The sequence below is a fragment of the Allobosea sp. CCNWLY174 genome, from assembly GCF_037120455.1.
Lineage (GTDB): Bacteria > Pseudomonadota > Alphaproteobacteria > Rhizobiales > Beijerinckiaceae > Allobosea > Allobosea lupini.
The window spans coordinates 434,546-460,145 of record NZ_JBBBBQ010000001.1 but is presented as its reverse complement, the minus strand read 5'-3'; the positions used below and the strand labels follow the sequence as shown (position 1 = coordinate 460,145).

Sequence of the window (25,600 nt, the reverse complement as noted above, 5' to 3'; positions counted from 1 at the left end):
TCGTTCGGTGGATGCGGTGACGTCATCCGCCTGCAAAGCTGAGCTGGCTGGATCTTGTGCAGCCGATGCGAGCAGTTCGACAAGAACTGTCAAGCGGTCGGCAAGTGTGTATGGTATAGCGAGCTGGATCGTAAGCGTGGCATCACGCTCTCCTTGCGTGATGCCTCTAAAGGAAGGGGCGCCGTCATGGCCGGAGATTCGGGGCAGAAATTCATTCGCCGCAATAGGCCACCGCGGGTCCACATTACCTATGAGGATCCCTACAATGCCGACCAGAAGGTCGAGCTGCCCTTCGTGATGGGGGTTCTCGCCGATCTGTCGGGCAATGCTTCGGCGGTCGAGAAGCCCGACGTTGGCGACCGCAAGTTCCTCGACATCGACATGGACAATTTCGATCAGCGCATGGCCGCGATCGAACCGGGCGCGGCCTTTACCGTGCCGAACAAGCTCGGGGACGGGAGCGACAAGCTGTCCGTGTCGCTGAAGTTCAAGAAATACGAGGACTTCAACCCGGCTGCGATCGCCCGCCAGATTCCGGCGACGGCCAAGCTGCTGGAGGCACGCGAGCAGCTCGCCAACCTCCTGCGCTACATGGATGGCAAGGTCGCGGCCAGCGACCAGCTCAAGGCCCTTCTGGCTGATCCGCAATTGATGGCGGCGCTGAAGGACAAGCTCGGCGAAAAGCCGGCTGGTGACGACAAGCAGGACAGCAACGGGTAAGCGAGGCGGCTATGGCGGAAGCACAGATCCAACAACCCGGCGCGGCAGCTGCTGAAACGCAAGGCGCCGACGACTTCTCGGCACTGCTGAAGCAGAGCTTCAAGCCGAAGACCGAACGAGCGGCCAGCGAGGTCGAGAACGCGGTCGCGACCCTGGTCAACCAGGCTCTCGCCGACTCGACGCTGATCAAGGGCGACGTACTCGACACGATCGAGGAGATGATCGCCCGGCTCGACGCCAAGCTCAGCGAGCAGATGAACGAGGTGCTGCACGCACCGGAATTCCAGAAGCTCGAAAGCGCCTGGCGCGGCCTCAACTACCTCGTCTTCAACTCCGAGACCGACTCGCAGCTGAAGATCAAGGTGATGAACGTCGGCAAGACCGAGCTCTACCGCAATCTCAAGACCTATCCCGGCGCCCGCTGGGACCAGAGCCCGCTGTTCAAGCAGCTCTACGAGCAGGAGTTCGGTCAGCTCGGCGGCCAGCCCTTCGGCGCGCTCGTCGGCGACTATCACTTCAGCCACGCCCCCACGGACGTGCAGTTGCTGCGCGATCTCTCCAAGATCGCGGCCGCCGCCCATGCGCCATTCTTCACCGGCGCCGACCCGAACCTGATGGGCATGGACTCCTGGACGGAGCTCTCGAACCCGCGCGACCTTGGCAAGGTCTTCGACACGCCGGACTATGCGGCCTGGAAGGGCCTGCGCGACGCGGCCGACTCCCGTTATGTCGGCCTGTGCCTGCCGCGGGTGCTGGCGCGGGTTCCCTACGGGGCCAAGTCGGAGCCGGTCGAGGAGTTCGCCTTCGAGGAAGACACCGACGGCCACAAGGGCGAGAAATACGCCTGGATGAACGCCGCCTACGCCATGGCGGTGAACATCAACCGGGCCTTCAAGGAGTATGGCTGGTGCACCCGCATCCGCGGCGTCCAGTCGGGCGGCGAGGTTCTCAACCTGCCGACCCATACCTTCCCGACCGATGACGGCGGCGTCGACCTGAAGTGCCCGACCGAAATCGCGATCAGCGACCGCCGCGAGGCGGAACTGGCCAAGTCCGGCCTGATCCCGCTGATCCATCGCAAGAACACGGACAAGGCGGCGTTCATCGGCGCGCAGTCGCTCTACAAGCCCAAGACCTTCTTCGGGCCCGACGGCGTCGCGGCGACGGCCTCCGACAACCTGTCTTCGCGACTTCCCTATATGTTCGCCGTGTCGCGCTTCGCGCATTACCTGAAGTGCATGGTGCGCGACAAGATCGGCTCCTACAAGGAGCGCGAACCCCTGCGTCGCTGGCTGCAGGAGTGGATCACCGAATATGTGGACGGCGATCCGCTGAACTCCAGCGAGGAGACGAAGGCGCGCAAGCCCCTGTCCGATGCGCGCATCGACGTCTTCGAGGACGAGGAGAACCCTGGCTATTATTCGGCCAAGTTCTACCTCCGGCCGCACTTCCAGCTCGAGGGCATGGATATCGGTTTGAGCCTCGTCTCGCGCCTGCCGGCGCCTAAGACCTGAGACCTAGGCGGGCCCTTAGGCGCGCCGGCCCCCAGGACAACAGTCGACCCTGCGCTCGCGGCGCAGGGAGAGTAGCGACGCATGGGGGAGCTCTCCAGGCGACGCGAGTTCTATGCCTAAATCACCTCAATCAGCCAACAATTGGAGAGCACCATGGCTAGCGACTTCCATCTGGAGATCGACGGTATCAAGGGCGAAAGCCAGGACGCCAAGCACAAGGACACGATCGAGATCGAATCCTTCTCCTGGGGCGTCAGCAATTCCGGCACGCACGCCGCCGGGCATGGCGGCGGCGCCGGCAAGGCGAGCTATCAGGACCTGCACTGCACGGCCAACGTCAACAAGGCATCGGCGACCCTGATGCTGAAGTGCTCGACCGGCGAGCACATCAAGAAGGCCGTGCTGCACGTCCGCAAGCAGGGCAAGGGCCAGCAGGAGTTCTACACGGTCACGCTCGAGGACCTGCTCGTGTCAAGCTACCAGTCGGGCGACTCGACCGGCGGCAACCCGGTCCCGACCGATCAGTTCTCGCTGAACTTTGCCAAGATCAAGTTCGAATACAAGCCGCAGAACAAGGACGGCTCGCTCGGTTCGGCGATCACTGGTACCTACGACCTCAAGAAGAACCAAGAGTAATACGCCATTCCAGCCGGGTCCGCTCGGGCGGGCCCGGCTGGAGGGCAGCTTCCGGTGTCTCGCCTCGACCGGCGTCGCCGATCCTGTCACGTTCCGCATGGACTCCCCGCGATTGCGGCAGCAATCACCGGGAGTCCGTCGCATTGAGCAGCTTCGTTCGGGATGACCCAGATGCTCGACCCCAAGTCGAAGAACCGGTTGCGACCGCCGTTGATGTTCGCCTTCCGCGAGGCGCATCGCGCCAAGGACGCGAAGGTCCAGCTCGACCTGCGCGACGCCGGCGGCGAGCGCGTGGTGGCTGGGCGCCGCGCTGCGCCGCGGACCGCGATCACCGAGAGCAAACTGCGCCAGGAGATCGCGCTCGACCTCGAAGCCCTGGTCAACACGATCAATTTCGCTTCCTCGACGGATCTGTCGCGCTTCGAGCATGTCCGCCGCTCCGTGCTCAACTGCGGCTTCCCGGACGTCCAGAACAAGTCGATCGACGAGCACCGGGTCGGCGCGATCAAGGACGAGCTCGCGCAGGTGCTGCTCGCTTACGAGCCGCGGCTAATGAAGCAGTCGATCGTGGTCGAGCGCGACGAAGGGCTCGACAAAGCCGAGCTCAAGATCCGCTTCATCGTGCGGGCAGATCTCAATTGCGAGCCGCTGAATATTCCGGTGCAATTCGTCGCCGATGTCGAACTCGACACCGGCAAGATCGCGATCAAGAACCGGTAGCGTGGAATGAACCAGGAATTCCTCGACTTCTACAATCGCGAGCTCAGGCTCTTCACCGAGCATACGAAGGAGTTCGCCGAGGAATACCCCGGCATCGCCGAGCGGCTCGGCGGTCTCGTCGGCGAGCGCATGGACCCGATGGTCGGCGGCCTGCTGGAGGGGGCGGCCTTCCTTGCCGCGCGGGTCCAGCTCAAGCTCAAGCACGAATTCCCCGAGTTCACCAACAATCTGCTCGAGCAGCTGATCCCGAACTATCTGGCGCCGACGCCGTCGGCTCTACTGGCCGGGATCGCGCCCACCTACGGCGACCCGGCCCTGCGCGAGGGGGTCGAGGTGCCGCGTGGCTCCTATCTCGACGCAACCTATGTCGAGCGCGACCGACGCGTCGCCTGCCGCTACCGGCTGAGCTCGCCCGTCACGATCTGGCCGTTCGAGGTCGCCTCGGCCGAATACATCGCCGCGCCGGGGCGGCTGCAGGCGCTTGGGCTCCCGGCCGACGGCCGGGTGCTCTCGGGACTGCGCCTGTCGCTGACCCATCGCATCGCCAGCGACCCGGCCGAGGAACCGTCGCCGGAGCAGGCGAGCAAGCTGCCGAACAGCTGGTTTGCCGGCTGCAAGACGCGCGAGCTCACAGTGCACCTGCTCGGCACGGAAGCCGATGCGATCGCCCTCTATGAGCAGATCTTCGCCGACCGCCTCGGCCTCTATTTCCGCTATCTCGACGAGTTCGGCGATCCCGTGGTGCTGTTGGGGGCGGAGTGCGCGCTGGAGCAGATCGGCTTCGATGAGGACGAGGCGCTGCTGCCGGCCGATACGCGGGTCTTCCGCGGCTTCGACCTGCTGCGCGAGCAGTTCTGGTTCCCGCGCAAATTCCTCGGCTTCAAGCTGAGCGGTCTCGACAAGGTGATGTCCCGGCTCAAGGCCAAGACGGTCGACATCATCTTCGTCTTCGACGAGGTCAACACGCGCCTGCCGGCAGCGGTCCAGCGCGAGATGTTCGCGCTCTATGCCGCCCCCGCGGTGAACCTGTTCGAGAAGACGACCGACCGCATCCCGGTGCGCCGGAACGAGCACGAATATCACGTCGTGCCCGATCGCAGCCGCATGCTCGACTACGAGCCGCACTCGATCCTCGACGTCTACGCGCATTATAGCGGCGGCCGCGACAAGCAGCCGGTCCACCCGCTCTATTCCTCACCCGAAGGCGCTTCGCCGACCCACGGCCTGCTCTACACGCAGCGGCGGCTGCCGCGCCGGCGTTCCTCGGCGGAGCGCCGCGAGGGGCGGGCGTCCGACTATACCGGCACCGAGATGTTCATCTCCCTCTACGAGCCGGCGACGGTTTCCGATGCCGCAGCCGTGGCCGAGCTCAGCATCCGGGCTCTCTGCTCCAACCGCCATTTGACCGAGCATCTGCCGACCGGCGTCGGCGGCGCCGATTTCCGCCTGATCGACAATGTCGTGCTCGACGTGACCTCCCTCGCCGGTCCGACCCCGCCGCGCGAGCCGATCGTCTCGCAGCTTCGGCTGCGCTCGGAGACGGCGAGCACCGGCGTCGTCACCTGGCGGCTGATCAATCTGCTCAGCCTCAACCATCTCGGCCTGGTTCAGCGTGGCGCCGGCGAGAACGCCGAGGCGCTGCGCGAGATGCTCTCGCTCTTCGCCGACCTCGCCGATAGCGCCACGGAGCGCCGCATCCGCGGCATCAAGAGTGTCGACAGCCGCCCGGTGATCCGGCGCTTCCCGCAGCGGGCCGGAACAGGCGCTGCGCGCGGGCTCGAGATCACAGTCCTCTTCGACGAAAAGGCGTTCGAGGGCAGCGGCGTCTTCCTGCTGGGGGCGATCCTCGACCGCTTCTTCGCCGAATACGCGGCGATGAACCATTTCACGCAGACCGTGATCCGCACCGTCGAGCGCGGCGAGGTGATGCGCTTCCCGCCGCGCGCCGGCACGAGGCGTATCCTGTGAACGAGCGCGCTCCAGCCCTGCCGCCACCAGCTGCACTCGACGATCTGCGTGTCGAGCCGCCCTTCGTCGAGGGGCTGCGGGCCGAGCCCTGGCGGCATGATTTCTATGCGGCGCTGCGCCGGATCGAACGTAGCTTCCCGGAGCGCGAGCGCATCGGTGACGTCGCCGCCAGGCGGGACGAATACGTCGCGCTCGGCGAACAGCCCTATATGGACTTCCCGGCCTCGACCATCGCCGAGGCCGATCGCGACCTGCAGGGCCGGCTGCGACTCTTCGTCAAGTTCCTCGGCCTGCTCGGCCCGCAAGGTGCGCTGCCGCTGGCGACGACCGAGGAGAGCTATCACTGGCAGCTCGTTCGCGACGACGCCTTCCCGCGCTTCCTCGACATCTTCAACAACCGCTTCCTGCAGCTCTTCTACCGGGCCTGGGCGGATTCGCGGCCTGTCGCGCAGCATGACCGGCCCGACAGGGACCGCTTCATCGCCTATGTCGGCAGCATGACGGGCCTGGGCTCGCAGCCCTATCAGAACCGTGACAGCGTCCCCGATCCCGAAAAGCTCGCCCATGCCGGTCTCACCGGCGCGCAGGCCAAGTCGGCTTCGCGCCTGCGCAGCCTGCTCGCCGGGCTCTTCGACATCGAGGTCGAGGTCGAGCAATTCGTCGGCATGCGGCTGGTCTTCGACCCGGAGGACAGGACCAAGCTCGGCCGCGGCCAATGCGCCTTGGGCAGCAATGTCCTGCTCGGCGCCAGTGTCTACAGTGTCGAGGACAAGTTCCGGGTCAAGCTCGTCGCCCGCGACCTCGAGCAGTTCAATCGCTTCCTGCCGAATGGCGATCGCTGCGAGCCTCTGGCCGACGCGGTGTTCTTCTATCTCGGCGAGCAGTTCGAATGGGATGTCGAGCTCGCTTTGCCGGTCGGCAAGGTCCAGCCAATGCAGCTCGGCCGCTCCGGCGCGCTCGGCTGGTCGAGCTGGATCTCGCCGAACTGGAACGTCCCGGACGGCAGCCTGCGCCGCGATGCCCGTTTCCACCCGGCCGAACGCATGCGCCAGAAGCGCAGCCGGCAAAGCCAGAACTTGACCAAGCAAGCTTCCACCAAGCCAGCTTCATTGAAACAAACCTGATTCAAAAAGACAGACGATAGGGGACCGCCATGGCCGACATCAGTCTCGAAGCCGTCACCGGCAAACTCAACCGCGTCGGCTATGAAGCCTTCATCCAGGCCTTGCGCCAGGCCAAGGGAGCCGGCAACCGCAATGTCGAGCTGGCGCACTGGCTCGCCCAGATCCTGCAGCGGCGCTCCACCGATATCGGGCTGACCGCGCAGCATTACGGCCTCGACATGGCTCGGCTGGCCACCGATATCGGCGGCGTCATCGAGGGTTTCCGCAAGAACGAAACGGAGATGCCCGGCGTCGCGAACAACGTCGTCGACGTGCTCGACCGCGGCTGGCATTACGCCACGCTGTTCTTCGGCGAGACCCAGATCCGGAGCGGCCATGTCCTGGTCGCGGCGCTGAAATCGCTCGAGCTCAAGCGGGCGCTGACCGGCATCTCCAAGGAGTTCGGCAAGATCCCGGTCGAGGAGCTCGCCGCCGGGTACGCCAAGATCTGGAAGGACTCCGAAGAGGAGAACCTGCGGCCGATGGACGGCTCGGGGCTGCGCGCCGCCGGCACGCCGGGCGCAGAGCAGGCGGATGGCGCCAAGGGCACCACCGCGCTCGACCGCTTCTCGCAGGACCTGACCGAGAAGGCGCGCTCAGGCACGATGGACCCGATCCTCGGGCGCGACGACGAAATCCGCCAGGTCATCGACGTGCTGATGCGCCGGCGCCAGAACAACCCGATCCTCACCGGCGAGGCCGGCGTCGGCAAGACCGCGATCGCCGAAGGCTTCGCCCAGCGCATCGTCGCCGGCGACGTGCCGCCGCCCTTGCGCGGGGTCAAGGTCTGCGCCCTTGACATCGGCCTGATGCAGGCCGGCGCCTCGATGAAGGGCGAGTTCGAGCAGCGCCTGCGATCGGTCATCGACGAGGTCCAGTCTTCGCCGACGCCGGTGATCCTGTTCATCGACGAGGCGCATACGCTGATCGGCGCAGGCGGAGCTGCCGGCACCGGCGACGCCGCCAATCTGCTGAAGCCCGCGCTGGCCCGTGGCACGCTGCGCACCATCGCCGCGACGACCTGGTCCGAGTATCGCCAGTATTTCGAGAAGGATCCGGCACTGACCCGGCGCTTCCAGCCGGTCCAGGTCGACGAGCCGGACGTTGTGCGCTGCTGCACGATGCTGCGTGGCCTGATCGGGCCGATGGAAAAGCACCACAAGGTCCGCATCTCCGACGCCGCCATCGTCGCAGCCGTGCAGCTCTCCTCGCGTTACATCCCGGCACGGCAGCTCCCCGACAAGGCGGTGAGCCTGCTCGATACGGCCTGCGCTCGCGTCGCGATCAGCCAGACTGCAACCCCGGCGGCGATCGAGGATGCCCGCGTCGCCATTACCGCGCTGGAGAAGGAGAAGATCGCGCTTATCGCCGACAAGGATCTCGGCGACGCCACCGATGAGCGCCTCGGCAAGATCGAGGAAGAGAGCGCTGCGCTGACGGCGAAGCTGGAGGCGCTCGAAGCCGACTGGGCTTCCGAGCTCGCCCTCGTCGAGGAGATCACGCTGCTGCGCGGCAAGCTCGGCGAGAAACCGGCCGCCGAGGCTGTTCCTGCTGATGGCGAGGCATCGGCCGAGGCCGCGCCCGCCGAAGCGCCGGCCGATCCCGAGGCGACGCGCGCCAGCCTGCGCGAGAAGTTCGATGCGCTCGGCGCGATCGATCCGGCGGGCCGGATGATCTATGCCCATGTCGACGAGCAGTCGGTCGCCTCCGTCGTCTCCGACTGGACCGGCATCCCCGTCGGCCGCATGGTCAAGGACGAGATCGAGACCGTGCTCAACCTCGCCGCGACGCTGAACAAGCGCGTGGTCGGGCAGGGGCATGGCATCGCCATGATCGCCAAGCGCATCGAGACCAATCGCGCCAAGCTCGACAATCCGAACAAGCCGATCGGCGTGTTCATGCTCTGCGGCCCCTCCGGCGTCGGCAAGACCGAGACGGCGCTGGCGCTGGCTGAATCGCTCTATGGCGGCGAGCAGAACGTCATCACCATCAACATGAGCGAGTTCCAGGAGGCTCACACCGTCTCCACGCTGAAGGGGGCGCCTCCCGGCTATGTCGGCTATGGCGAGGGCGGACGCCTCACCGAGGCCGTGCGCCGCAAGCCCTACTCGGTCGTGCTGCTCGACGAGGTCGAGAAGGCCCATCCGGACGTGCACGAGCTGTTCTTTCAGGTCTTCGACAAGGGCACGATGGAGGACGGGACCGGAAGGCGCATCGACTTCAAGAACACACTGATCATCCTGACCTCGAATGTCGGCACCGACGAGATCATGCGCATGGCCGGCGACGAGGCGAGCCGTCCGGATTCCGAGGAGCTCGCGGTCGCGCTGCGGCCGGCACTGCTCAAGGTCTTCCCGCCCGCGCTGATCGGCCGTCTGGTGACGATCCCCTACTACCCGCTCTCCGGCGAGATGCTCGGCGGGATCGTGCGCCTCCAGCTCGGGCGCATCGGCAAGCGCCTGCGCGACAATCACAACGCCGCCTTCACCTATGACGACGCGGTGGTCGAGCACATCGTCGCCCAGTGCAACGACCCGGATTCGGGCGGGCGCATGATCGACAACATCATCACCAACTCGATGCTGCCGGCGCTCTCGCGCAGCATCCTCAACCTGCAATTGGAGAAGAAGCCGCTGACCGAGGCGAAGGTCACGGTGGAGGATGGCGCTTTCCACTACGCGTGCAATTGAAGTCGTGGTCCCAGCGTCATTGCGACGGAAGGCGAAGCAATTCACGAGCGGCGGGCTCTACGTGCCCTGGATTGCTTCGTCGCTACGCTCCTCGGAATGACGGAACGGGGCCAGCAGCGAGACAAGCATCGCCGCCGATCTCTGTTTGAGATATACTTGCGCGGCGGGTTCGACGCGGAAACAGAGACGTGCAACCGGTTCGCCTGAAGCGACGGCCCGACGAGGCCGCCAGCACCACCTCTCTCCAGCCGGAGAGCGAGACAGCGCGGCGTCCGCGTGGCGGTGGCGGACGGTCAGGGTCGGGACGCGGCAGCGTGCTGCCCTGGATTCTGGCTGTCCTGGCGATCGTCGCTGCCGGCGTCACCGGCTATCTGCTCTATGAGGAGAAGAGCCGCGTCGCGGCACTCCAGCAGGAGCAGGCCATCCTGCAGAGCAGCTATGACGAGAAGCTCAAGGCGCTGCAGCGTCGCCTCGTCAGCGCCATCGTCGCCTCCGGCAATTCGCCCGGCCTGCCGTCGCAGCCGGGCCAGCCCGCTGCGTCCGGCAAGGCGGGCGACCAGCTCGCCGACCTGATCACGCGTCAGATCGAGCTCGAGGCCCGCCAGGCCCTGCTCGGCGCGCTGACCGGCCAGGCAGTCGGGCCGATCCTGCCGCAGGGCGGCGCCAAGGCGCAGGGCGGCAATCAGTTCGCCGACGGCCAGAATGTCCTGGATCGCGTCAATCCCGCCATACTGGCGCAACAGCGCAGGCAGGTCGCGGCAGCGGTCAAGGCAGCTGAGACGATGTCGCTCGACCAGCGCATCGCCATACTCGGCCAATCGCTCGACCGGGTGCAGAACGGCCAGAACCAGCAGCTTCCGGCGCTCGGGCGCATGCTTGTCGGCCGTGTGCAGGAAGTGAAGGCAGCGCTGACCGAGATCGGGCTCGATCCTGCCAAGGTCAAGCTGCCGCCGGGCCAGCCGGGCATGGGCGGCCCGCTCATACCGATGACGGTGAAGCCCGGTACCTTCGAGCATGCGCTGATGCAGCTCGGCGAAGCGCGCGCAGTTTTCGGGCGCTGGCGTGACCTTGCGACCATCGTCCCATTCCAGCGCCCGGTCCCGACCGACGACACCACCACCAGCAATTTCGGCCCGCGCTCCGACCCGTTCACCGGCGGCACCGCGATGCATGCCGGCATGGACTTTCGAGGCGAGACCGGCACGCCGGTGCATGCTGCCGGGGCAGGCAAGGTGCTGCGTGCCGAGGTTGCCGGCGGCTACGGCAACCTCGTCGAACTCGATCACGGCAATGGCGTGACGACGCGCTACGGCCATCTTTCGGCCTTCGACGTCAAGGCCGGCCAGATCGTCGCCGCCGGCCAGGTCATCGGCCGCGTCGGCTCGACCGGCCGCTCGACCGGCCCGCATCTTCACTATGAGACGCGGCTCTCGGACGAGGCGCGCAATCCCCTCAAATTCATCCAGATTGGCGACAAGCTGACGGTCGGGCCGAGCGGCCTGCGCTGAGTGGGCGCGAGGTGCCGTCCGGCGCCTAGAGCATTTCCGGCGAACACGGGTTCGCCTTCAATGCTCCATCTCTCTATTTTCACGCGACTCCTGACGCAAAACAGCTGCGCGCTGTTGCTGGAATTGCTCTAGCCGGCGCCGGCGAAGAAGGAGACAAGTCGCTCGCTCAGTTCGACCGGTCGCTCTTCGGGAACATAGTGCCCGCTATGGCTGGCGATCCAGCCCTGTGGATCTGCTGCGACCCGCTGCATCGTCGCGAAGGCTGCGCCGCGATAGCCGTGCTCGGCGCCGATCGCCAGGACCGGGAGCATCAGTTTGCGCGAGCCGAAATCCAGGTTGTCCTGAAGGTCATGCGACAACAGGGTTCTGTAGTAGGCGAACATGCTCCGCAGGCAGCCGGGGGCTGCCGCTGCCGCGGCATAGACCGCGATGTCCGCCTCGGCGATGGCCGTGCGGTCCCATAGACCGACCTTGTCGCGATGCAGCATATGGCGGATGAACATGTGCTCGCGGCCGGCGACCAGGGCCTCGGCGATGTCGCCGGCGGCGTTGAAGCCGAAATGCCAGCTCCCGCCCTGCGCGATGTTCATGGCGTTCTCCTGGCCGAAGCCGGGCAGGCCCGACTCGATGAACACCAGGCCCTTCGCCCGCTCCGGCCATTGCGCCACGAACGGATAGGCCACCTGTCCGCCCATGTCGTGACCGACCACCCAGCACGACGGAATGGCGAGGCTGTCGAGCAGTTCGAGCAGGTCGCGTGCGACGCTCTTCTTGTCATAGCCGTCGGGCGGCTTCGAGCTGTAGCCGAAGCCACGCAGATCCACCGCGATCGCCCGGTATCCGGCCTTTGCCAGCAGGGGCGCAACGTGTCGCCAGGCATAAGACGTCTGGGGCCAGCCATGCAGGAGCAGGACCGGCTCGGCATCCCGAGATCCGAATTCCGTCAGATGAAGCCGGACCCCGCTGGGCAAGAACGCCGCAGCAGGACGGACCTCGTTGCGATCACCATCAATCATCGACGCTCTCGCTTCCGCTTCGACGTCGATAGCGCTCCGGCGAGACCAGCTGCAAGTGAGAGCTCAGGTGTCCCGATCTCACCTTGCTGTCAGGTTGCGCTTGAACCGACCTCCCGCCACGCGCTTCCGGTGTCGTAGAAGAAGCGCTCTTCGGCGATGCGGTCGCCCCGCCAGCGCTGGAAAGCCAGCTCTTCGAGCCGGCGCGTCACGCCTGTCTTGTCGGTCGCGTCGAAAATCCAGCGGACGACGACATGGTCGCCGTCGACCAGCACTGCGGCGGGGGGATGCGTATGCATCTTCTCGAGCCGCTCCAGCGCGCGCGCCTCGTGCGCCATCAGCGCCTCGCGGCCGCGGCGCGGCTCGTTGGCGTTCTCCTGCATGGTCGCGTCGTCAGTGTAGAAATCGCGAATGGCGCCGACATGATCGCCGCCCACGACGGCGGCGACAAAGGCATCGACTCTCGCACGCTCAGGCATGGCCATCTCCATCTCGTCAGGCCGAGATGGTGGAGAATAACTCCGTCCGCGATGGAGCGTGTCAGCATCAGCTCCGGTGCTTGGGCGCTCCGGGCTTGGTCGGAACTTGCGGCGCGACCGGATCGCTGGCGGGAAAGGTGTCCTTCAGCGCCTTGTCGAGTTCCTTCTCGGCCGAGCCACCCGCCTTCTTCGCGTCATTGCGCTGTTCGCGCTGCTCCTTGCGCAAGCTCTCGACCGCGTGGTTTGCCGAATTCGCCATGATAGTCCCCCTGTAGTGTCGCAGGACCAGCCTGCATGTCCCGTCAACGCAGGTGCTTGAGCGAAAGTTCCTGCGGCAACGGCTCAGGCGCGCTCGCGAGCAGGCTCGGAGTCGGTGGTTCGGGAAGGATCTTCTCCTTCTTCCTCGAAATAAGAAAATTCACGCTATCTGATGTAAATTGATTGATAGGCTTTCAAGTTATATGTGGATTGTTCGATTTACAGAACATCCCACTGACTGACGACATGGCAGGTCGTGGCGGGCGAGGGCGGCATCGTGCCGTCCGTGTCGGCCTGGTCCGCGCAGAGCAAGCACATGGTCGAGTTGCAGGAACAGGCCGAAAACCTCAATGCTGCGTTCGGAACGTCGGATGCAGCCGGGCGCCTCGCAGGATTGGTGCGGAACACTGGTGGGCGCCTTGTCTTCACCACCAGCTTCGGCCTCGAGGATCAGGTCGTCACCCATCTGATCGCAACCCAGAACCTGCCGATCGAGATCGTCACGCTCGATACCGGCCGGCTCTTCGGTGAGGTCCATGCGCTCTGGGCGCAGACCGAGGCGCGCTACGGCATCACGATCACGCCGTTCTATCCGCGTCACGACGCGGTCGAGGCCTTCGTGCTCGGCCACGGCATCAACGGCTTCTACAATTCGATCGAGGCCCGCAAGGCCTGCTGCACTGTCCGCAAGGTCGAGCCGCTCGGCCGGGCGCTCGCCGGAGCCGCCGCCTGGATCACCGGCCTGCGCGCCGACCAGTCGGCCGCACGCGGTGGCGTCGCGCTCGCCGAGGCCGACCGGGAGCGCAGCCTCATCAAGTTCAATCCCCTGCTCGACTGGTCGCGCGACCAGGCGCTGGCCTTCGCCCGCAAGCACGATGTTCCGCTCAACCCGCTGCATGAGAAGGGTTTCCTCTCGATTGGCTGCCAGCCCTGCACCCGCGCCATCCAGCCGGGCGAGCCGGAGCGGGCGGGGCGCTGGTGGTGGGAAGAGGAAGCCGCCAAGGAGTGCGGCCTGCATGTCGGCCCGGACGGCCGGTTGGTGCGGTCCAAGCCGGCCGCGGAGGTTTTGGCGTGATCCAGCTCAGTCATCTGCAGAAGCTCGAAGCCGAGGCGATCTTCATCATCCGCGAGGTCGCCGCGACCTGCGAAAAGCCGGTGCTGCTCTATTCGATCGGCAAGGACTCGGCGGTCCTGCTGCATCTTGCAATGAAGGCCTTCTATCCCGGCAAGCCGCCATTCCCGCTGCTCCATGTCGACACGACCTGGAAGTTCCGGGACATGATCGCCTTCCGTGACCAGACCGCGAGCCGGCTCGGGCTCGACCTGATCGTGCACATCAACGAGGAGGGCCGGAGGGCCGGCGTGAACCCGTTTGCCTCGGGCTCGCGCCTGCACACCGATGTGATGAAGACGCAAGGGCTGAAGCAGGCGCTCGACAAATACGGCTTCGACGCGGCCTTCGGTGGCGCCCGTCGCGACGAGGAGAAGAGCCGGGCCAAGGAGCGGGTGTTCTCGCTGCGCTCGGCCCAGCACCGGTGGGATCCGAAGAACCAGCGGCCCGAGCCCTGGCGGCTGTTCAACACCCGCAAGGCCCAGGGCGAGAGCTTCCGCGTCTTCCCGCTCTCCAATTGGACCGAGAAGGACGTCTGGGACTACATCGCGCTCGAGAACATCCCGGTCGTGCCGCTCTATTTCGCCGCGCCGCGCCCGGTCGTGCGGCGCAACGGCGCCTGGATCATGCGCGACGACGAGCGCATGGAGCTGCTGCCCGGCGAAAAGCTCGAGACCCGCATGGTCCGCTTCCGCACGCTCGGCTGCTACCCACTGACCGGCGCGGTCGAGAGCGAAGCGGCGAATCTCACCGACATCATCGCCGAGATGCGGGCGTCACGCTCCTCCGAGCGGGAAGGGCGCGTCATCGACCATGACGGCTCCGGCTCGATGGAGCAGAAGAAGCAGGAAGGCTATTTCTGATGGCGGCGCTCGCGAAGTTGAAGGGCCAGCCCGCTCCGGCTGGCCAGCCGCACCCCGCCAACGACCAGAGCCAGAGAACCGAGGGCAGCGCCCGCGCCTTGCTGCGCTTCATCACCTGCGGCTCGGTCGACGACGGCAAGTCGACTCTGATCGGCCGGATTCTCTATGAGGCCGGCGCGGTCTTCGACGACCAGCTCACTGCGCTCGACTCAGATTCCCGCAAGTTCGGCACGCAGGGCGCGGCGCCGGACTTCGCTCTGCTGGTCGATGGGCTCTCGGCCGAGCGCGAGCAGGGCATCACCATCGATGTCGCCTATCGCTATTTCTCAACCGACCGGCGCAGCTTCATCGTCGCCGACACCCCCGGTCACGAGCAGTACACCCGCAATATGGCGACCGGCGCCTCGACCGCGGACCTCGCCATCATCCTGATCGACGCCCGCAAGGGCCTGCTGCCGCAGACGCGCCGGCACTCCTTCATCGTTTCGCTGGTCGGCGTCCGCCATGTCGTCGTCGCCGTCAACAAGATGGACCTGGTCGGCTATGACGAGGCGGTCTTCCGCCAGATCGAGCAGGACTATCGCAAGGCGGTCGCGGGCTTAGGCTTCGCCAGCATCGACTTCGTCCCGGTCTCGGCTCGAGACGGCGAGAACGTCACGAGTCTTTCCAAGCTGACGCCCTGGTATCGCGGCCCGGCGCTGCTGCCCCTGCTCGAATCCGTCGTGGTCGTCGCTGAGGCCGAAGTCGAAGCCGGCTTCGCTTTGCCGGTGCAATGGGTCAACCGGCCCGATCTCGACTTCCGCGGCTTCGCCGGCACGGTTGCGCGCGGGCGCCTGCGCGTCGGCGATGCGGTCGCGGCGCTGCCGTCGGGCCGTCGCAGCACGATCGCCCGCATCCTCGCGCCGTCAGGCGACGTCTCGCAGGCGAGCGCCGGCCAGTCGGTGACGGTCACGCTTGCGGACGAGATCGACGTCTCGCGCGGCGACGTCATCGCCTCGGTCGCTCACGCTCCGGTGGTGAAGCAGGAATTACAGGCGCGCCTGCTCTGGACCGGCGAGGCGGCGCTGCGGGAAGGCGGCGAGTTCATCGTGAAGCTCGCCACCGCGAGCGCCAACGCGCAGATCGTGCGCCTGCACCACAGCGTCGACATCGAAAGCTATGCCGAGGCACCGGCCGACAGCCTGGCGATGAACGGCATCGGCCTGGCGACGCTGACGCTCGACCGGCAGCTCGCAGTGCTCGACTACACGCATAGCCGCGAGCTCGGTGGCTTCATTCTGATCGACAGGCTCAGCAACCAGACGGTCGCCTTCGGCTTCGTCGAGACCCATAAGGCTCAGGACAAGGCTCGTTCGATCACTGAGGCTGGTGCGGTCAGCCGCGCTGTCCTGCGTCTCGTCGGCTGGCGCGGTGCGCAGGAACGACGCGCTTGGTTCGAGGCCGCGAGCTGGCGCCTGGCAAGCGGATTGTTCGTCTTCGCCGTCGTGGCGCTGTCAACGGGGCAGTGGGGTCTCGCGGCCGTGCTTGCACTCGGCGATATCGCGCTGCGGCCGCTGCTGAAGGGCCTGCATGCGAGGCTGTGGGCAAAGAAGGCGCCGCCTTCGCTCTATGACGGGGCGGGCATCTGAACCGCATATCCCGAGAGCGCCGGACGGCCTTCTGCCGGCCCGGCGTTGCGCAAGCGGTGATCAGGCCGCCTGGGAATAGGTCGTGCCAGCGGAAGCCTTCGCTCCGAGCTGGTAGGTCTGGCCATAAGCTTCCGACGCGCCGCTGATCTCCGCCGGCAATGGTGGCGGAGGCGGCCGCTGCGAGGCGCGTTCTTCCATCTGCTTCTTGAAGTCGGACATCTCCTCCTTGGAGACTTGGCCGTCCTTGTCCGCATCCATCGCGGCGAAGAGGCGGCTTAGCAGGCCGTTCGAGCTGTCTCCGTCGGGAGCGACCACCTTCAGGAATTCGTCCTTGGCGACGCTGCCGTCTGAATCGGCATCAAGCTTGGCGAAGTAGTTCTTGTCCTCGCCATCCTTGGCGTCGGTCTTGGTCGACGTCTTGGCGTTGGCCGTATCCGACTGGAGCATCAGCAGGAGGGCCTGCGTCTGCTGGTCGGCCTTCTCCGCCTTCGCCTTGAAGGCGTCCGATTCCGCCTTGCTGACCGAACCGTCCTGGTCGGTGTCCATCGCCTTGAACAGTTTCTCTGTCTTGGCGTTGTCGGCGCCTTTCGGCGCGCCGGCGGAGAATTCGGCGAGGTTGAGCACCCCGTCGCTATTGCTGTCGAGCTTGTCGAAACTCGGCGGCTTTCCTGGCGGTGGCGGGCGAAAGCCCCCAGCGCCGCTGATACTCGTCATGCGATACTCCTGACGATTCACCGCCCGGATCAGGCGGCGCTGTCGAGTATCGTGGCTAATTCTTGGTAAATTCCTAGCGCGTCTTACACTGCGCCGGAGCGACGGCTCAGCCCGGCAGCACCGCTGTCGCCTCGATCTCGACCATCGCCTCCGGCTCGACCAGAGCGGGAACGGAGACCACCGCCATGGCGGGGAAATGCCGGCCGAGATTGGCGCGATAGGCCGGGCCGAGCTCGGCCAGGCTGTTGCGATAGGCCTCGATGTCGGTGACGTACCAGGTCAGGCGCACGATATCCTCGACCTTGCCGCCGCCGGCTTCGACCACGGCCTTGATGTTGGCGAGCGTCTGGCCGACCTGGGCGACGAAGCCCTTGGCGAAGACGCCCTGGACGTCCCAGCCGACGAGACCGCCGGTCACCAGCACCTTGCCTTCGGCGACCATGCCGTTGGCATAGCCGCGCGGCTGCGGCCAGCCTTCGGGCAGGACCGCGCGGGCGCGGCGCGAAGCGGAATCGGATGGCGAGGTGCCGCTGGTCATGGGCGTGGTCTTTCTCAAGCAATAGTCAGGAAGCCGAAGCTTCCAGGCGCGCGATCTCGCGCAGGGCGAAGCGCTGCAGCTTCCCGGTAGAGGTCTTCGGCAGGGTTGTCACGAAGGCGATGGCGCGTGGGTATTTGTAGGGCGCGATAGTCGCCTTGACATGCTCCTGCAGCGCCTTGGCCAGCGCGGCATCGCCAGTGAAGCCCTCGCGCAGCAGCACATAGGCCTTCACAATCTGGCCGCGCTCGGGGCAGGGCGCTCCGACGACGCCGCATTCGGCCACCGCCACATGCGTCAGCAGGGACGCCTCGACCTCCGGCCCGGCGATGTTGTAGCCGGCCGAGATGATCATGTCGTCGGAGCGCGCCTGATACCAGAAATAGCCGTCGCCATCGCGCAGATAGGTGTCGCCGGTGACGTTCCAGCCATCGAGGATGTATTTGGCCTGGCGCGGATCGGCGAGGTAGCGGCAGCCGGTCGGGCCGCGCACGGCGAGGCGCCCGGGCGTGCCGTCCGGTAGCTCCTTGCCGTCCTCGTCAACGATCTTCGCCTCGTAGCCGGGCACCGGCAGGCCGGTCGAGCCCGGCCGTATCTTGTCGCGCGGCGCGCCGATGAAGATGTGCAGCATCTCGGTGGCACCGATCCCGTCCATCAATGGCAGCCCGGTTGCCTCCTGCCAGGCGTCGAAGGTCGCCTTCGGCAGGGTCTCGCCGGCCGAGACGCAGATGCGCAGCGACGAGAGGTCGCGCTCGGCGAGTTTGCCGAGCATGGCGCGATAGGCAGTGGGAGCGGTGAAGCAGACCGTCGCACGATGGCGCTCGATCGCTTCGGCGAGATCGGCCGGCGCGACCTTGGTCGGCAGCACGCAGGCGGCGCCGATGCGCAAGGGGAAGAGCACGATGCCGCCGAGCCCGAAGGTGAAGGCGAGCGGCGGCGAGCCGATGAAGCGGTCGTCCGGCGCGGCCTTGAGTACGCGGGCGCCATAGGCGTCGCAGATCGCCAACAGGTCGCGCTGGAAATGCATCGTGCCCTTGGGTTCGCCGGTGGTGCCCGAGGTGAAGGCGATCAGGCAGACATCGTCCTGCGCGGTGTCAGCCGGCTCGAAACTCTCGTAGCCGGCTTTGCCCATCAGGGCTTCTAGCTCGCCATCGCCCCATGTGACGATGGTCGAGAGTTCTGCTGCAAGCCGTTGGGCAGCCTTGAGTTCATCGACCAGCGTCGCATCGCACAGCGCCAGCTCGATCTTCGCCTTGCGGATCGGATAGGCGAGCTCGCCGGCACGCAGCATCGGCATGGTCGCGACCACCACGCCGCCGGCCTTGAGCACCGCGAAATAGGTCGCGACCATCATCGGCGTGTTGGCGGCGCGCAGCAGTACCCGGTTGCCCGGCACCATGCCGAGATCGCGGGTCAGCACATTGGCGATGCGGTTCACGATTTCGGCGAGCGCCCGATAGCTCCAGGTCTCGCTCGGGCCGATCACCGCGTCGCGTTCGCCGCGCCCCTCGGCGACATGGCGATCGACGAACTCGGTGACGACGTTGAGCCGTTCCGGATAGCTCAGCCCGGCGGCTGCGAGGTCGAGGCGCGGCCAGCTTTCACGCGGCGGCAGGTTGTCCCGCGCGAAAGAATCCACATGTCCCGACCGCATGAGATCTGCGGTACCCATCTCGTTCCCCTGGTCTATTTTTTGAGCGTAGTCTTGTCGCAAAACCGGTTCCCACTTTTGCGGACCATGCTCGCGCCTACTTCAGCAGGTCGCGTGCGATCACGACCTTCTGCACCTCGCTGGCGCCCTCGTAGATTCTGAGCGCCCTGATCTCGCGATAGAGTTCCTCGACCTTGACGCCGCGGGTGACCCCGAGACCGCCATGGATCTGCACGGCGCGGTCGATCACCTTCTGAGCGTTCTCGGTCGCGACCAGCTTGGCGAGCGCCGCCTCGCGGGTGACGCGAGGCGCGCCCCGGTCCTTGGTCCAGGCGGCGCGGTAGACGAGGAGGGCGGCGGCATCGACCTCGGTCGCGCTGTCGGCGATCGCGGCCTGCGAGAGCTGGAGGTCGCCGAGCGTCCCGCCGAAGAGCTTGCGGTTCTTGGCATGGGAAACCGTTTCGTGCAGCGCCCGCCGCGCGAAGCCGAGCGCCGCGGCGCCGACCGTCGATCGGAAGATATCGAGCGTCGCCATGGCGACCTTGAAGCCGTCGCCAGGACCGCCGATGCGGTTCGCGGCGGGGATGCGGCAGCCATCGAAGCGCAGGGTCGCGAGCGGATGCGGCGCGATCACGTCGATGCGCTCGGCGATAGAGAGACCAGGCGTATCGGCCTCGACCAGATAGGCCGAGAGGCCGCGCGCGCCGGGCGCCTCGCCGGAGCGGGCGAAGACGACGTAATGGTCGGCGATGCCGCCATTCGAGATCCAGGTCTTCTCGCCGTCGATCCGTACATGGGTATTGCCGTCCGGCGTCGCCGTTGTCGCCAGGGCGGCGACGTCGGAGCCGGCCTCCTTCTCGGAGAGGGCGAAGGCGGCGATCCTCTCGCCGCGCGCCACCGCCGGCAGGATGCGCGCCTTCATCTCGGGCGAACCGGCGACGCTGATCGAGCCGGTCCCCAGCCCCTGCATGGCGAAGGCGAAATCGGCGAGCCCGTCGCGGGCGGCGAGGATTTCGCGGGCGAGGCAAAGCGTGCGTACGTCGAGCGCGGCATGCAGTCCGCCGTATTCGGCCGGTACGGCGGCCCTCAGGAAACCAGCCTCGCCCAGCGCTTTCACCCGGGCCCGGCAGGCTTCGTCGACATCGTCATGCGGCAGGCCGGGCAGGGTGGCGTCGGCCCAGGCGGAGAGCCGCCCAGCGAAGTCGCGGTGATGCGCCTCGAAGAAGGGCCAGTCGAGCGTGTCGCCGAGGATTCCTGTGCCGAACGCAGCCATCTCAGTTGCCCTCGAACACCGGCTTCCGCTTCGCGGCGAAGGCGTGGTAGGCGCGGGAAAAGTCCTCGGTCTGCATGCACAGCGCCTGCGCCACCGCCTCCGCCTCGATCGCGGATTCGACCGACATCGCCCATTCCATCTCCAGCATGCGCTTGGTCATGGCGTTGGCGAAGGTCGGCCCGTCGGCGAGCTCGGCCGCGAGCGCCTGTGCCTCGGCGAGCACGGTGTCGCGGGCGATGAGCCGGTTGAGGAAGCCCCAGCGCTCGGCTTCCTCGCCCTTGAGCACGCGGCCGGTATACAGAAGCTCGGCGGCGCGACCCTGTCCGATGATGCGCGGCAGCATCGCGCAGGCGCCCATATCGCAGCCGGCGAGGCCGACGCGGTTGAACAGGAAGGCGATCTTGGTCTCGGCCGTGCCGAGGCGCAGATCGGAGGCCATGGCGATGATCGCGCCGGCGCCGGCGCAGATGCCGTCGATCGCGGCGACGATGGGCTGCGGACAGGCACGCATCGTCTTGACCAACTCGCCGGTCATCCGGGTGAATTTGAGCAGGTCCTTGGTATCCATCGCGACCAGTGGCCCGATGATCTCGAAGACGTCGCCGCCCGAGGAAAAGTTGCCGCCGGCGCCGGTCACCACGATCGCCTTGACCGCTTCCTCCTTCTGCGCTGCGAGGAAGAAATCGGTCAGCTCGCGATAGCTCTCGAAGGTCAACGGGTTCTTCTTCTCCGGCCGGTTCAGCGTCACGGTCGCGACCTTGCCGGCGACCGAGAGCTGGAAATGCTGCGGCTTGAAGCCGGAAAGCGGCAGGGTGACGGGGTTTGCGCTGGTCATTCGGTCTCCCCCGCCGCGGTCGGCGTGCCGTTCTGGCGGTTGCTGATGGCCTGGTGGAGCGAGGCCTTGACGCCGCCGAGCAGGCGGAAGAGCTGGCCGATCTCGGCCGGGCCGAGGTGGGCGAAGAGCTCCGCGATCCAGCCTTCATGACGCTCGGCCATCGCCTTGAAAGCGCGCCTGCCTTGGGCGGTCAGCGTCAGCACCTGGACGCGCCGGTCCTGCGCGGCTGGGCGCTTGTCGACCAGCCCGTCGGTGAGCAGGCCGGCGACGACGGCCGTGACGTTGCCGTTCGAGACCATCAGCCGCTGCGAGACCTCGCCGACGGTCATGCCGGTGGTCGACTTCTCGAGCTGCGCCATCAGGTCGAAGCGCGGCAGCGTCGTCTTGAACTCCTCGCGCAGGCGGGTGCGGATTTCGCTCTCGATCAGGGTCGAGCAGGTCAGCATCCGCAGCCAGAGGCGCAGCTCATCCTTGTGGTCGCCGGGGCGCTCGCTCGCCTTGGTTTCGCGGTCGAGCAGGGGGGCGGTGGACGGGATTTCCATGCTCAGAACTCCCCGCCGTTGATAAGGACGGACTGGCCGGTGATGCCGCGGCTCTGCGGGCCGCAGAGATTGAGAACGGCCGCGGCGACCTCTTCCGGCGTGATCAGCCGGTGCTGTGGATTGTCCTTGGTCAGCTCCGCCAGCGCTTCCTCGCGGCTCTTGCCGGTTTTGGCGGCGATCGTCGTCAGGCTGCCGGCGACCATGTCGGTATCGGTATAGCCGGGGCAGACGGCGTTGACCGTGATGCCGCTGCGCGCCGTCTCCAGCGCCAGCGAGCGCACGAGACCCACGACCGCGTGCTTGGCGGCGACATAGGCTGAAACATAGGCATAGCCACGGTGCCCGGCGGTCGAGGCGATCGCGATCAGCCGGCCCGAGCGGCGCTCGGTCATGCCAGGCAAAGCGGGACGGAAGCAGTTCACCGTGCCGATCAGGTTGATCTCGACCATGCGCCGGAACAGCTCGGCGTCGCTGCGCTGGAAGCTGGCGCTTTCGGCCGCGCCGGCATTGGCGACGACGATGTCGAAGGGTTGTCCCGCCGAGAGTCCGGCCATCGCCTCGCTCACGGCGCTCTCATCGGTCACGTCGACGGCATGGGCGGCATCGGCTGCGCCAGCGATCACCGCCTGTTGCAGGATGTCGTCATTGCGGCCGATGATCGAGACGCGGGCGCCGGCCTGGCGCAGGATGGAGGCAATGGCGCGGCCGATGCCGCGTCCGCCGCCGCTCACCAGGGCATGTTGTCCCGCCAGAGCCGATGCCATGCCGTTCACTCCCTCTTGGCAGTCAATATATTTTAGGTCTGAAACATTTTGCAAGAGGGATGGAGAGAAACAGGGATGAGGATAAATATCGTCGATATGACAATGTATTATGCGGATTTAGCTTTGACTCGACCAGCCTGTGCTGCGGTCGGGAACATGGCCGATCCATCGGGGCTTGAGCCAAAATTATTTTAGGTTTAAAATGATTTCACGAGCGAGGGAGAGCGTCATGCGGATTGCGGTGGTGGGCGGCGGGCCGGCAGGCCTCTATTACGCGCTGCTGATGAAGCGGGATTGGCCGCAGCTCGACGTCACCGTCTTCGAGCGCAACCGCCCCGACGACACCTTCGGCTTCGGCGTCGTCTTTTCCGACCAGACGCTCGACCTGTTCAAGGCGGCCGACCTGCCGAGCTATGAGGCGATCGTTCGCAGCTTCGCCTATTGGGACGATATCGAGATCCATTTCAAAGGCACGGTGCGTCGCGTGCCCGGCAACGGCTTCTGCGGCTGCTCGCGCCGCACGCTGCTGATGCTGCTGCAAGAGCGGGCGCGCCAGGTCGGCGCCAAGCTCGTCTTCTCGCAGGAGATCGGGGACGTCGCCGCGCTCAAGCGCGATTACGACCTCGTCGTCGCCGCAGACGGCATCAACAGCCGCATCCGCGAGGACGACCGCGAACGCTTCGCGCCGCAGGTCGATCTGCGGCCGAACCGCTTCGTCTGGATGGGGTCGACCCGGCCCTTCGACGCCTTCACCTTCTTCTTCAAGCAGACGCAGCACGGCGTCTTTATCGCCCATTGCTACCAGTACGAGCCGGGGCAATCGACCTGGGTGCTGGAGACCGACCCCGAGACCTTCGCTCGCGCCGGGCTGGAGGGCCTGGATGAGGCCGGCACAGCTGCCTTCCTTGAACAGGTCTTCACAGAGGAACTGCAGGGTCACAGGCTGATCACCAATCGCTCGCTCTGGCGGCAGTTCCCTATGATCCGCTGCAGCAACTGGGTCGTCGACAATGTCGTGCTGGTCGGCGACGCGAAGGCGACGGCGCATTTCTCGATCGGCTCCGGCACCAAGCTCGCCATGGAGGATTCGATCGCGCTGCATCGCGCCTTCCATCGCGCCGGGCTCGACGTCAAGGCGGCGCTCGCCGGCTTCGAGACCGGGCGGCGCGAGGAGGTCGAGAAGACCCAGCACGCCGCCGACGTCTCGCTGGTCTGGTTCGAGCAGTTGAAGCGCTTCTGGGATTTCGAGCCGCTGCGCTTCGCCTTCGGCCTGATGACCCGTTCCAAGGCGATCACCTACGACAACCTCGCGCTGCGTGCCCCCGAGTTCGTCGCGGCGATCGACAGGCTGGTCGCCGACGATCTCGGCGCAGATCAAGCGACGCGCCGCGACGGCACGCCGGTGCCACCCGCCTTTCAGCCCTTCTTCCTGCGCGAGATGAAGGTGGCGAACCGCTTCGTCGTCTCGCCGATGTGCCAGTATTCCGCACAGGATGGCCTTCCGGGCGACTGGCACCTGATGCATTACGGCGCGCGCGCCATCGGCGGGGCAGGGCTCATCTTCACCGAAATGACCTGCGTCTCGGCCGATGCCCGCATCACCCCCGGCTGCGCCGGGCTCTACAATGATGCGCAGGAAGCCGCCTGGAAGCGCATCGTCGATTTCGTCCATGGCAACTCGGCTGCGAAGGTCTGCCTGCAGCTCGGCCATGCCGGGCGAAAAGGGGCGAGCAAGCTGATGTGGGACGGCATGGACCGGCCGCTCGCCGCGGGCGCTTGGCCGATCATCTCGGCATCGCCGCTGCCGTATTATCCCGAAAGCCAGGTGCCACGCGAAATGACCCGAGCCGACATGGAGCGGGTCAAGGCCGATTTCGTCGCGTCGGCCGAGCGCGGCCTGCGCGCCGGCTTCGACATGCTCGAACTGCACTGCGCCCACGGCTATCTGCTGGCGAGCTTCCTTTCGCCGCTGACCAACAAGCGCAGCGACGAGTACGGCGGTTCGCTCGAGAACCGCCTGCGCTTCCCGCTCGAAGTCTTCGACGCGCTTCGCCAGATGTGGCCGGCGGACAAGCCGATGTCGGTACGGATCTCGGCGACCGACTGGCAGGAGGGCGGCATCAGCGCGGAAGACTCCGTCGGGATCTCCGAGGCCTTCGCCGGGGCCGGCTGCGACCTCGTCGACGTCTCGACCGGGCAGACGACGCCGCGCGCCCGCCCGCATTATGGCCGCATGTTCCAGACGCCGTTCGCCGACCGCATCCGCAACGAGGCCGGCGTCGCGACCATGTGCGTCGGCGCGATCACCACGGCTGACCAGGCCAATACGATCGTCGCCGCCGGCCGCGCCGATCTCGTCGCGCTGGGACGCCCGCACCTTGCCGACCCCTCCTTCGTGCTCAGGGCCGCCGCCTGGTATGGGGCGGACGTCGCGCAGCCGGTCCAGTACCAGCCTGGCAAGGACCAGCTCATGCGCAACACGCCGCGCGAGCGCGAGGAGCTGGAGACACTCAAGCTCAAGGCCAAGCCGAGCCGGCACGGTGGCGCACCGGCTGATCCGACGAGCATTCCGGCTGCGCGAGCGGCGGAGTAGGCGGAACCTGATCGGGCGGTGGCCGGTTGATCAAGGACTTCCTCGATCAACCGGAGATCCGCCATGACTGCCAGGACGACGCTGCTTGCCCTGCTGACGACGGTCGCGCTGACTGCCGCCGCCGTGGCGCAGACACCTCAAACCACGAAACAGCCCGACAACTCGGGCGTCGGTCCGGCTACGACGCATCCGAGCCAGGTAGACAAGGGCCAGAACATGATCCTGCCTTCGGCGGGACAGGCCGGGCAGTCGGCCGCGCCGACCATGGTCTATGACTGCAAGAACAAGCCGCAGGATTGCACCACGCCGCCATCGCCGGGTGACAAGAGCAGCTTGCCCAAGCAATCGTCCTCGCCGCCGAAACAGGTTCCATGATTGCATTCATGCAATTTATGATTGGATGCGCGCCGTCTTTATGGCGT

23 protein-coding genes are annotated in these 25,600 nt (G+C 66.4%); 13 read left to right on the top strand and 10 right to left on the bottom strand.

Going from position 1 to position 25,600, the window contains the following annotated elements; all coding sequences use genetic code 11:
• The first annotated feature begins 186 nt into the window (after window positions 1-186).
• The 8 genes from tssB (at window position 187) to V7S63_RS02175 (ending at window position 10,919) form a co-directional block, all read left to right on the top strand.
• On the top strand, window positions 187-720 hold the full coding sequence (gene tssB / locus V7S63_RS02210; protein ID WP_091829333.1) for a type VI secretion system contractile sheath small subunit: 534 nt from the start codon (window positions 187-189) through the stop codon (window positions 718-720).
• A gap of 11 nt (window positions 721-731) precedes the next feature.
• Window positions 732-2,234, top strand: a complete 1,503-nt coding sequence (tssC, locus tag V7S63_RS02205; protein ID WP_091829331.1) for a type VI secretion system contractile sheath large subunit — start codon at window positions 732-734, stop codon at window positions 2,232-2,234.
• Between the two features lie 153 nt (window positions 2,235-2,387).
• Entirely contained in the window at window positions 2,388-2,870 is a 483-nt protein-coding gene (locus V7S63_RS02200; protein WP_091829329.1) for an Hcp family type VI secretion system effector, read from the top strand.
• Between the two features lie 162 nt (window positions 2,871-3,032).
• Complete coding sequence (locus V7S63_RS02195; RefSeq protein WP_336529071.1) at window positions 3,033-3,590, top strand: type VI secretion system baseplate subunit TssE; 558 nt, start codon at window positions 3,033-3,035, stop codon at window positions 3,588-3,590.
• Window positions 3,591-3,596: 6 nt separating this feature from the next.
• Window positions 3,597-5,558 (top strand): type VI secretion system baseplate subunit TssF, encoded by a 1,962-nt coding sequence (gene tssF / locus V7S63_RS02190; RefSeq protein ID WP_336529070.1) that lies wholly within the window; start codon window positions 3,597-3,599, stop codon window positions 5,556-5,558.
• Window positions 5,555-6,682 (top strand): type VI secretion system baseplate subunit TssG, encoded by a 1,128-nt coding sequence (tssG, locus tag V7S63_RS02185; RefSeq protein ID WP_336529069.1) that lies wholly within the window; start codon window positions 5,555-5,557, stop codon window positions 6,680-6,682. The genes tssF and tssG overlap by 4 nt, the downstream gene beginning before the upstream one ends.
• 29 nt (window positions 6,683-6,711) lie before the next feature.
• Entirely contained in the window at window positions 6,712-9,411 is a 2,700-nt protein-coding gene (tssH, locus tag V7S63_RS02180) for a type VI secretion system ATPase TssH (RefSeq protein WP_336529068.1), read from the top strand.
• Between the two features lie 188 nt (window positions 9,412-9,599).
• Window positions 9,600-10,919 (top strand): M23 family metallopeptidase, encoded by a 1,320-nt coding sequence (locus tag V7S63_RS02175; protein WP_336529067.1) that lies wholly within the window; start codon window positions 9,600-9,602, stop codon window positions 10,917-10,919.
• Between the two features lie 128 nt (window positions 10,920-11,047).
• Here V7S63_RS02175 and V7S63_RS02170 read toward each other — a convergent pair whose 3' ends face one another.
• From V7S63_RS02170 to V7S63_RS02160, 3 genes are all read right to left on the bottom strand, one after another.
• Entirely contained in the window at window positions 11,048-11,935 is an 888-nt protein-coding gene (locus V7S63_RS02170; protein ID WP_336529066.1) for an alpha/beta fold hydrolase, read from the bottom strand.
• A gap of 89 nt (window positions 11,936-12,024) precedes the next feature.
• On the bottom strand, window positions 12,025-12,423 hold the full coding sequence (locus V7S63_RS02165; RefSeq protein ID WP_336529065.1) for a nuclear transport factor 2 family protein: 399 nt from the start codon (window positions 12,421-12,423) through the stop codon (window positions 12,025-12,027).
• 55 nt (window positions 12,424-12,478) lie between these two features.
• A complete protein-coding gene (locus V7S63_RS02160; protein WP_091829315.1) occupies window positions 12,479-12,670 on the bottom strand; it encodes a hypothetical protein in 192 nt (63 codons plus the stop codon).
• 285 nt (window positions 12,671-12,955) lie between these two features.
• On the opposite strand from V7S63_RS02160, the gene V7S63_RS02155 reads away from it, so the two are divergent.
• From V7S63_RS02155 to cysN, 3 genes are read left to right on the top strand one after another with little or no spacing between them, the layout of a single operon-like run.
• On the top strand, window positions 12,956-13,744 hold the full coding sequence (locus V7S63_RS02155; protein WP_442896403.1) for a phosphoadenylyl-sulfate reductase: 789 nt from the start codon (window positions 12,956-12,958) through the stop codon (window positions 13,742-13,744).
• Complete coding sequence (cysD, locus tag V7S63_RS02150; protein ID WP_091829311.1) at window positions 13,741-14,643, top strand: sulfate adenylyltransferase subunit CysD; 903 nt, start codon at window positions 13,741-13,743, stop codon at window positions 14,641-14,643. The genes V7S63_RS02155 and cysD overlap by 4 nt, the downstream gene beginning before the upstream one ends.
• A complete protein-coding gene (gene cysN / locus V7S63_RS02145; protein ID WP_336529064.1) occupies window positions 14,643-16,271 on the top strand; it encodes a sulfate adenylyltransferase subunit CysN in 1,629 nt (542 codons plus the stop codon). The genes cysD and cysN overlap by 1 nt, the downstream gene beginning before the upstream one ends.
• Before the next feature lie 60 nt (window positions 16,272-16,331).
• Here the strand turns inward: cysN and V7S63_RS02140 are convergent, their stop codons facing one another.
• The 7 genes from V7S63_RS02140 to V7S63_RS02110 form a co-directional block, all read right to left on the bottom strand.
• Window positions 16,332-16,985, bottom strand: coding sequence for an EF-hand domain-containing protein (locus tag V7S63_RS02140; protein WP_336529063.1), 654 nt, complete (start codon window positions 16,983-16,985; stop codon window positions 16,332-16,334).
• A gap of 106 nt (window positions 16,986-17,091) precedes the next feature.
• On the bottom strand, window positions 17,092-17,523 hold the full coding sequence (locus tag V7S63_RS02135; protein WP_091829305.1) for a RidA family protein: 432 nt from the start codon (window positions 17,521-17,523) through the stop codon (window positions 17,092-17,094).
• A gap of 25 nt (window positions 17,524-17,548) precedes the next feature.
• Entirely contained in the window at window positions 17,549-19,192 is a 1,644-nt protein-coding gene (locus V7S63_RS02130; RefSeq protein ID WP_336529062.1) for an AMP-binding protein, read from the bottom strand.
• Between the two features lie 76 nt (window positions 19,193-19,268).
• Complete coding sequence (locus tag V7S63_RS02125) at window positions 19,269-20,444, bottom strand: acyl-CoA dehydrogenase family protein (protein ID WP_336529061.1); 1,176 nt, start codon at window positions 20,442-20,444, stop codon at window positions 19,269-19,271.
• Window position 20,445: 1 nt separating this feature from the next.
• Window positions 20,446-21,279, bottom strand: coding sequence for an enoyl-CoA hydratase family protein (locus V7S63_RS02120; protein WP_336529060.1), 834 nt, complete (start codon window positions 21,277-21,279; stop codon window positions 20,446-20,448).
• Window positions 21,276-21,821: a MarR family winged helix-turn-helix transcriptional regulator gene (locus V7S63_RS02115; protein WP_336529059.1), complete on the bottom strand. Its 546-nt coding sequence runs from the start codon at window positions 21,819-21,821 to the stop codon at window positions 21,276-21,278. Before V7S63_RS02115 ends, V7S63_RS02120 begins: the two co-directional genes overlap by 4 nt.
• 2 nt (window positions 21,822-21,823) lie before the next feature.
• The gene (locus tag V7S63_RS02110) at window positions 21,824-22,585 is read right to left on the bottom strand and encodes an SDR family NAD(P)-dependent oxidoreductase (RefSeq protein WP_336529058.1); all 762 of its coding nucleotides are present in this window, start codon (window positions 22,583-22,585) and stop codon (window positions 21,824-21,826) included.
• Window positions 22,586-22,814: 229 nt separating this feature from the next.
• On the opposite strand from V7S63_RS02110, the gene V7S63_RS02105 reads away from it, so the two are divergent.
• Window positions 22,815-25,178, top strand: coding sequence for a bifunctional salicylyl-CoA 5-hydroxylase/oxidoreductase (locus tag V7S63_RS02105; protein WP_336529057.1), 2,364 nt, complete (start codon window positions 22,815-22,817; stop codon window positions 25,176-25,178).
• Between the two features lie 63 nt (window positions 25,179-25,241).
• On the top strand, window positions 25,242-25,553 hold the full coding sequence (locus V7S63_RS02100; protein WP_336529056.1) for a hypothetical protein: 312 nt from the start codon (window positions 25,242-25,244) through the stop codon (window positions 25,551-25,553).
• The last annotated feature ends 47 nt before the right edge of the window (window positions 25,554-25,600 follow it).

What these genes read in the sequence shown, in the direction of transcription:
- V7S63_RS02120 (WP_336529060.1), bottom strand. Translation starts at nt 21,279, where the DNA reads ATGACCAGCGCAAACCCCGTCACCCTGCCGCTTTCCGGCTTCAAGCCG.
- V7S63_RS02165 (WP_336529065.1), bottom strand. Translation starts at nt 12,423, where the DNA reads ATGGAGATGGCCATGCCTGAGCGTGCGAGAGTCGATGCCTTTGTCGCC.
- cysN (WP_336529064.1), top strand. Translation starts at nt 14,643, where the DNA reads ATGGCGGCGCTCGCGAAGTTGAAGGGCCAGCCCGCTCCGGCTGGCCAG.
- V7S63_RS02100 (WP_336529056.1), top strand. Translation starts at nt 25,242, where the DNA reads ATGACTGCCAGGACGACGCTGCTTGCCCTGCTGACGACGGTCGCGCTG.
- tssH (WP_336529068.1), top strand. Translation starts at nt 6,712, where the DNA reads ATGGCCGACATCAGTCTCGAAGCCGTCACCGGCAAACTCAACCGCGTC.
- V7S63_RS02115 (WP_336529059.1), bottom strand. Translation starts at nt 21,821, where the DNA reads ATGGAAATCCCGTCCACCGCCCCCCTGCTCGACCGCGAAACCAAGGCG.
- tssF (WP_336529070.1), top strand. Translation starts at nt 3,597, where the DNA reads ATGAACCAGGAATTCCTCGACTTCTACAATCGCGAGCTCAGGCTCTTC.
- V7S63_RS02140 (WP_336529063.1), bottom strand. Translation starts at nt 16,985, where the DNA reads ATGACGAGTATCAGCGGCGCTGGGGGCTTTCGCCCGCCACCGCCAGGA.
- V7S63_RS02170 (WP_336529066.1), bottom strand. Translation starts at nt 11,935, where the DNA reads ATGATTGATGGTGATCGCAACGAGGTCCGTCCTGCTGCGGCGTTCTTG.
- V7S63_RS02130 (WP_336529062.1), bottom strand. Translation starts at nt 19,192, where the DNA reads ATGGGTACCGCAGATCTCATGCGGTCGGGACATGTGGATTCTTTCGCG.
- V7S63_RS02200 (WP_091829329.1), top strand. Translation starts at nt 2,388, where the DNA reads ATGGCTAGCGACTTCCATCTGGAGATCGACGGTATCAAGGGCGAAAGC.
- V7S63_RS02135 (WP_091829305.1), bottom strand. Translation starts at nt 17,523, where the DNA reads ATGACCAGCGGCACCTCGCCATCCGATTCCGCTTCGCGCCGCGCCCGC.
- V7S63_RS02125 (WP_336529061.1), bottom strand. Translation starts at nt 20,444, where the DNA reads ATGGCTGCGTTCGGCACAGGAATCCTCGGCGACACGCTCGACTGGCCC.
- V7S63_RS02160 (WP_091829315.1), bottom strand. Translation starts at nt 12,670, where the DNA reads ATGGCGAATTCGGCAAACCACGCGGTCGAGAGCTTGCGCAAGGAGCAG.
- V7S63_RS02195 (WP_336529071.1), top strand. Translation starts at nt 3,033, where the DNA reads ATGACCCAGATGCTCGACCCCAAGTCGAAGAACCGGTTGCGACCGCCG.
- tssC (WP_091829331.1), top strand. Translation starts at nt 732, where the DNA reads ATGGCGGAAGCACAGATCCAACAACCCGGCGCGGCAGCTGCTGAAACG.
- V7S63_RS02105 (WP_336529057.1), top strand. Translation starts at nt 22,815, where the DNA reads ATGCGGATTGCGGTGGTGGGCGGCGGGCCGGCAGGCCTCTATTACGCG.
- tssB (WP_091829333.1), top strand. Translation starts at nt 187, where the DNA reads ATGGCCGGAGATTCGGGGCAGAAATTCATTCGCCGCAATAGGCCACCG.
- V7S63_RS02110 (WP_336529058.1), bottom strand. Translation starts at nt 22,585, where the DNA reads ATGGCATCGGCTCTGGCGGGACAACATGCCCTGGTGAGCGGCGGCGGA.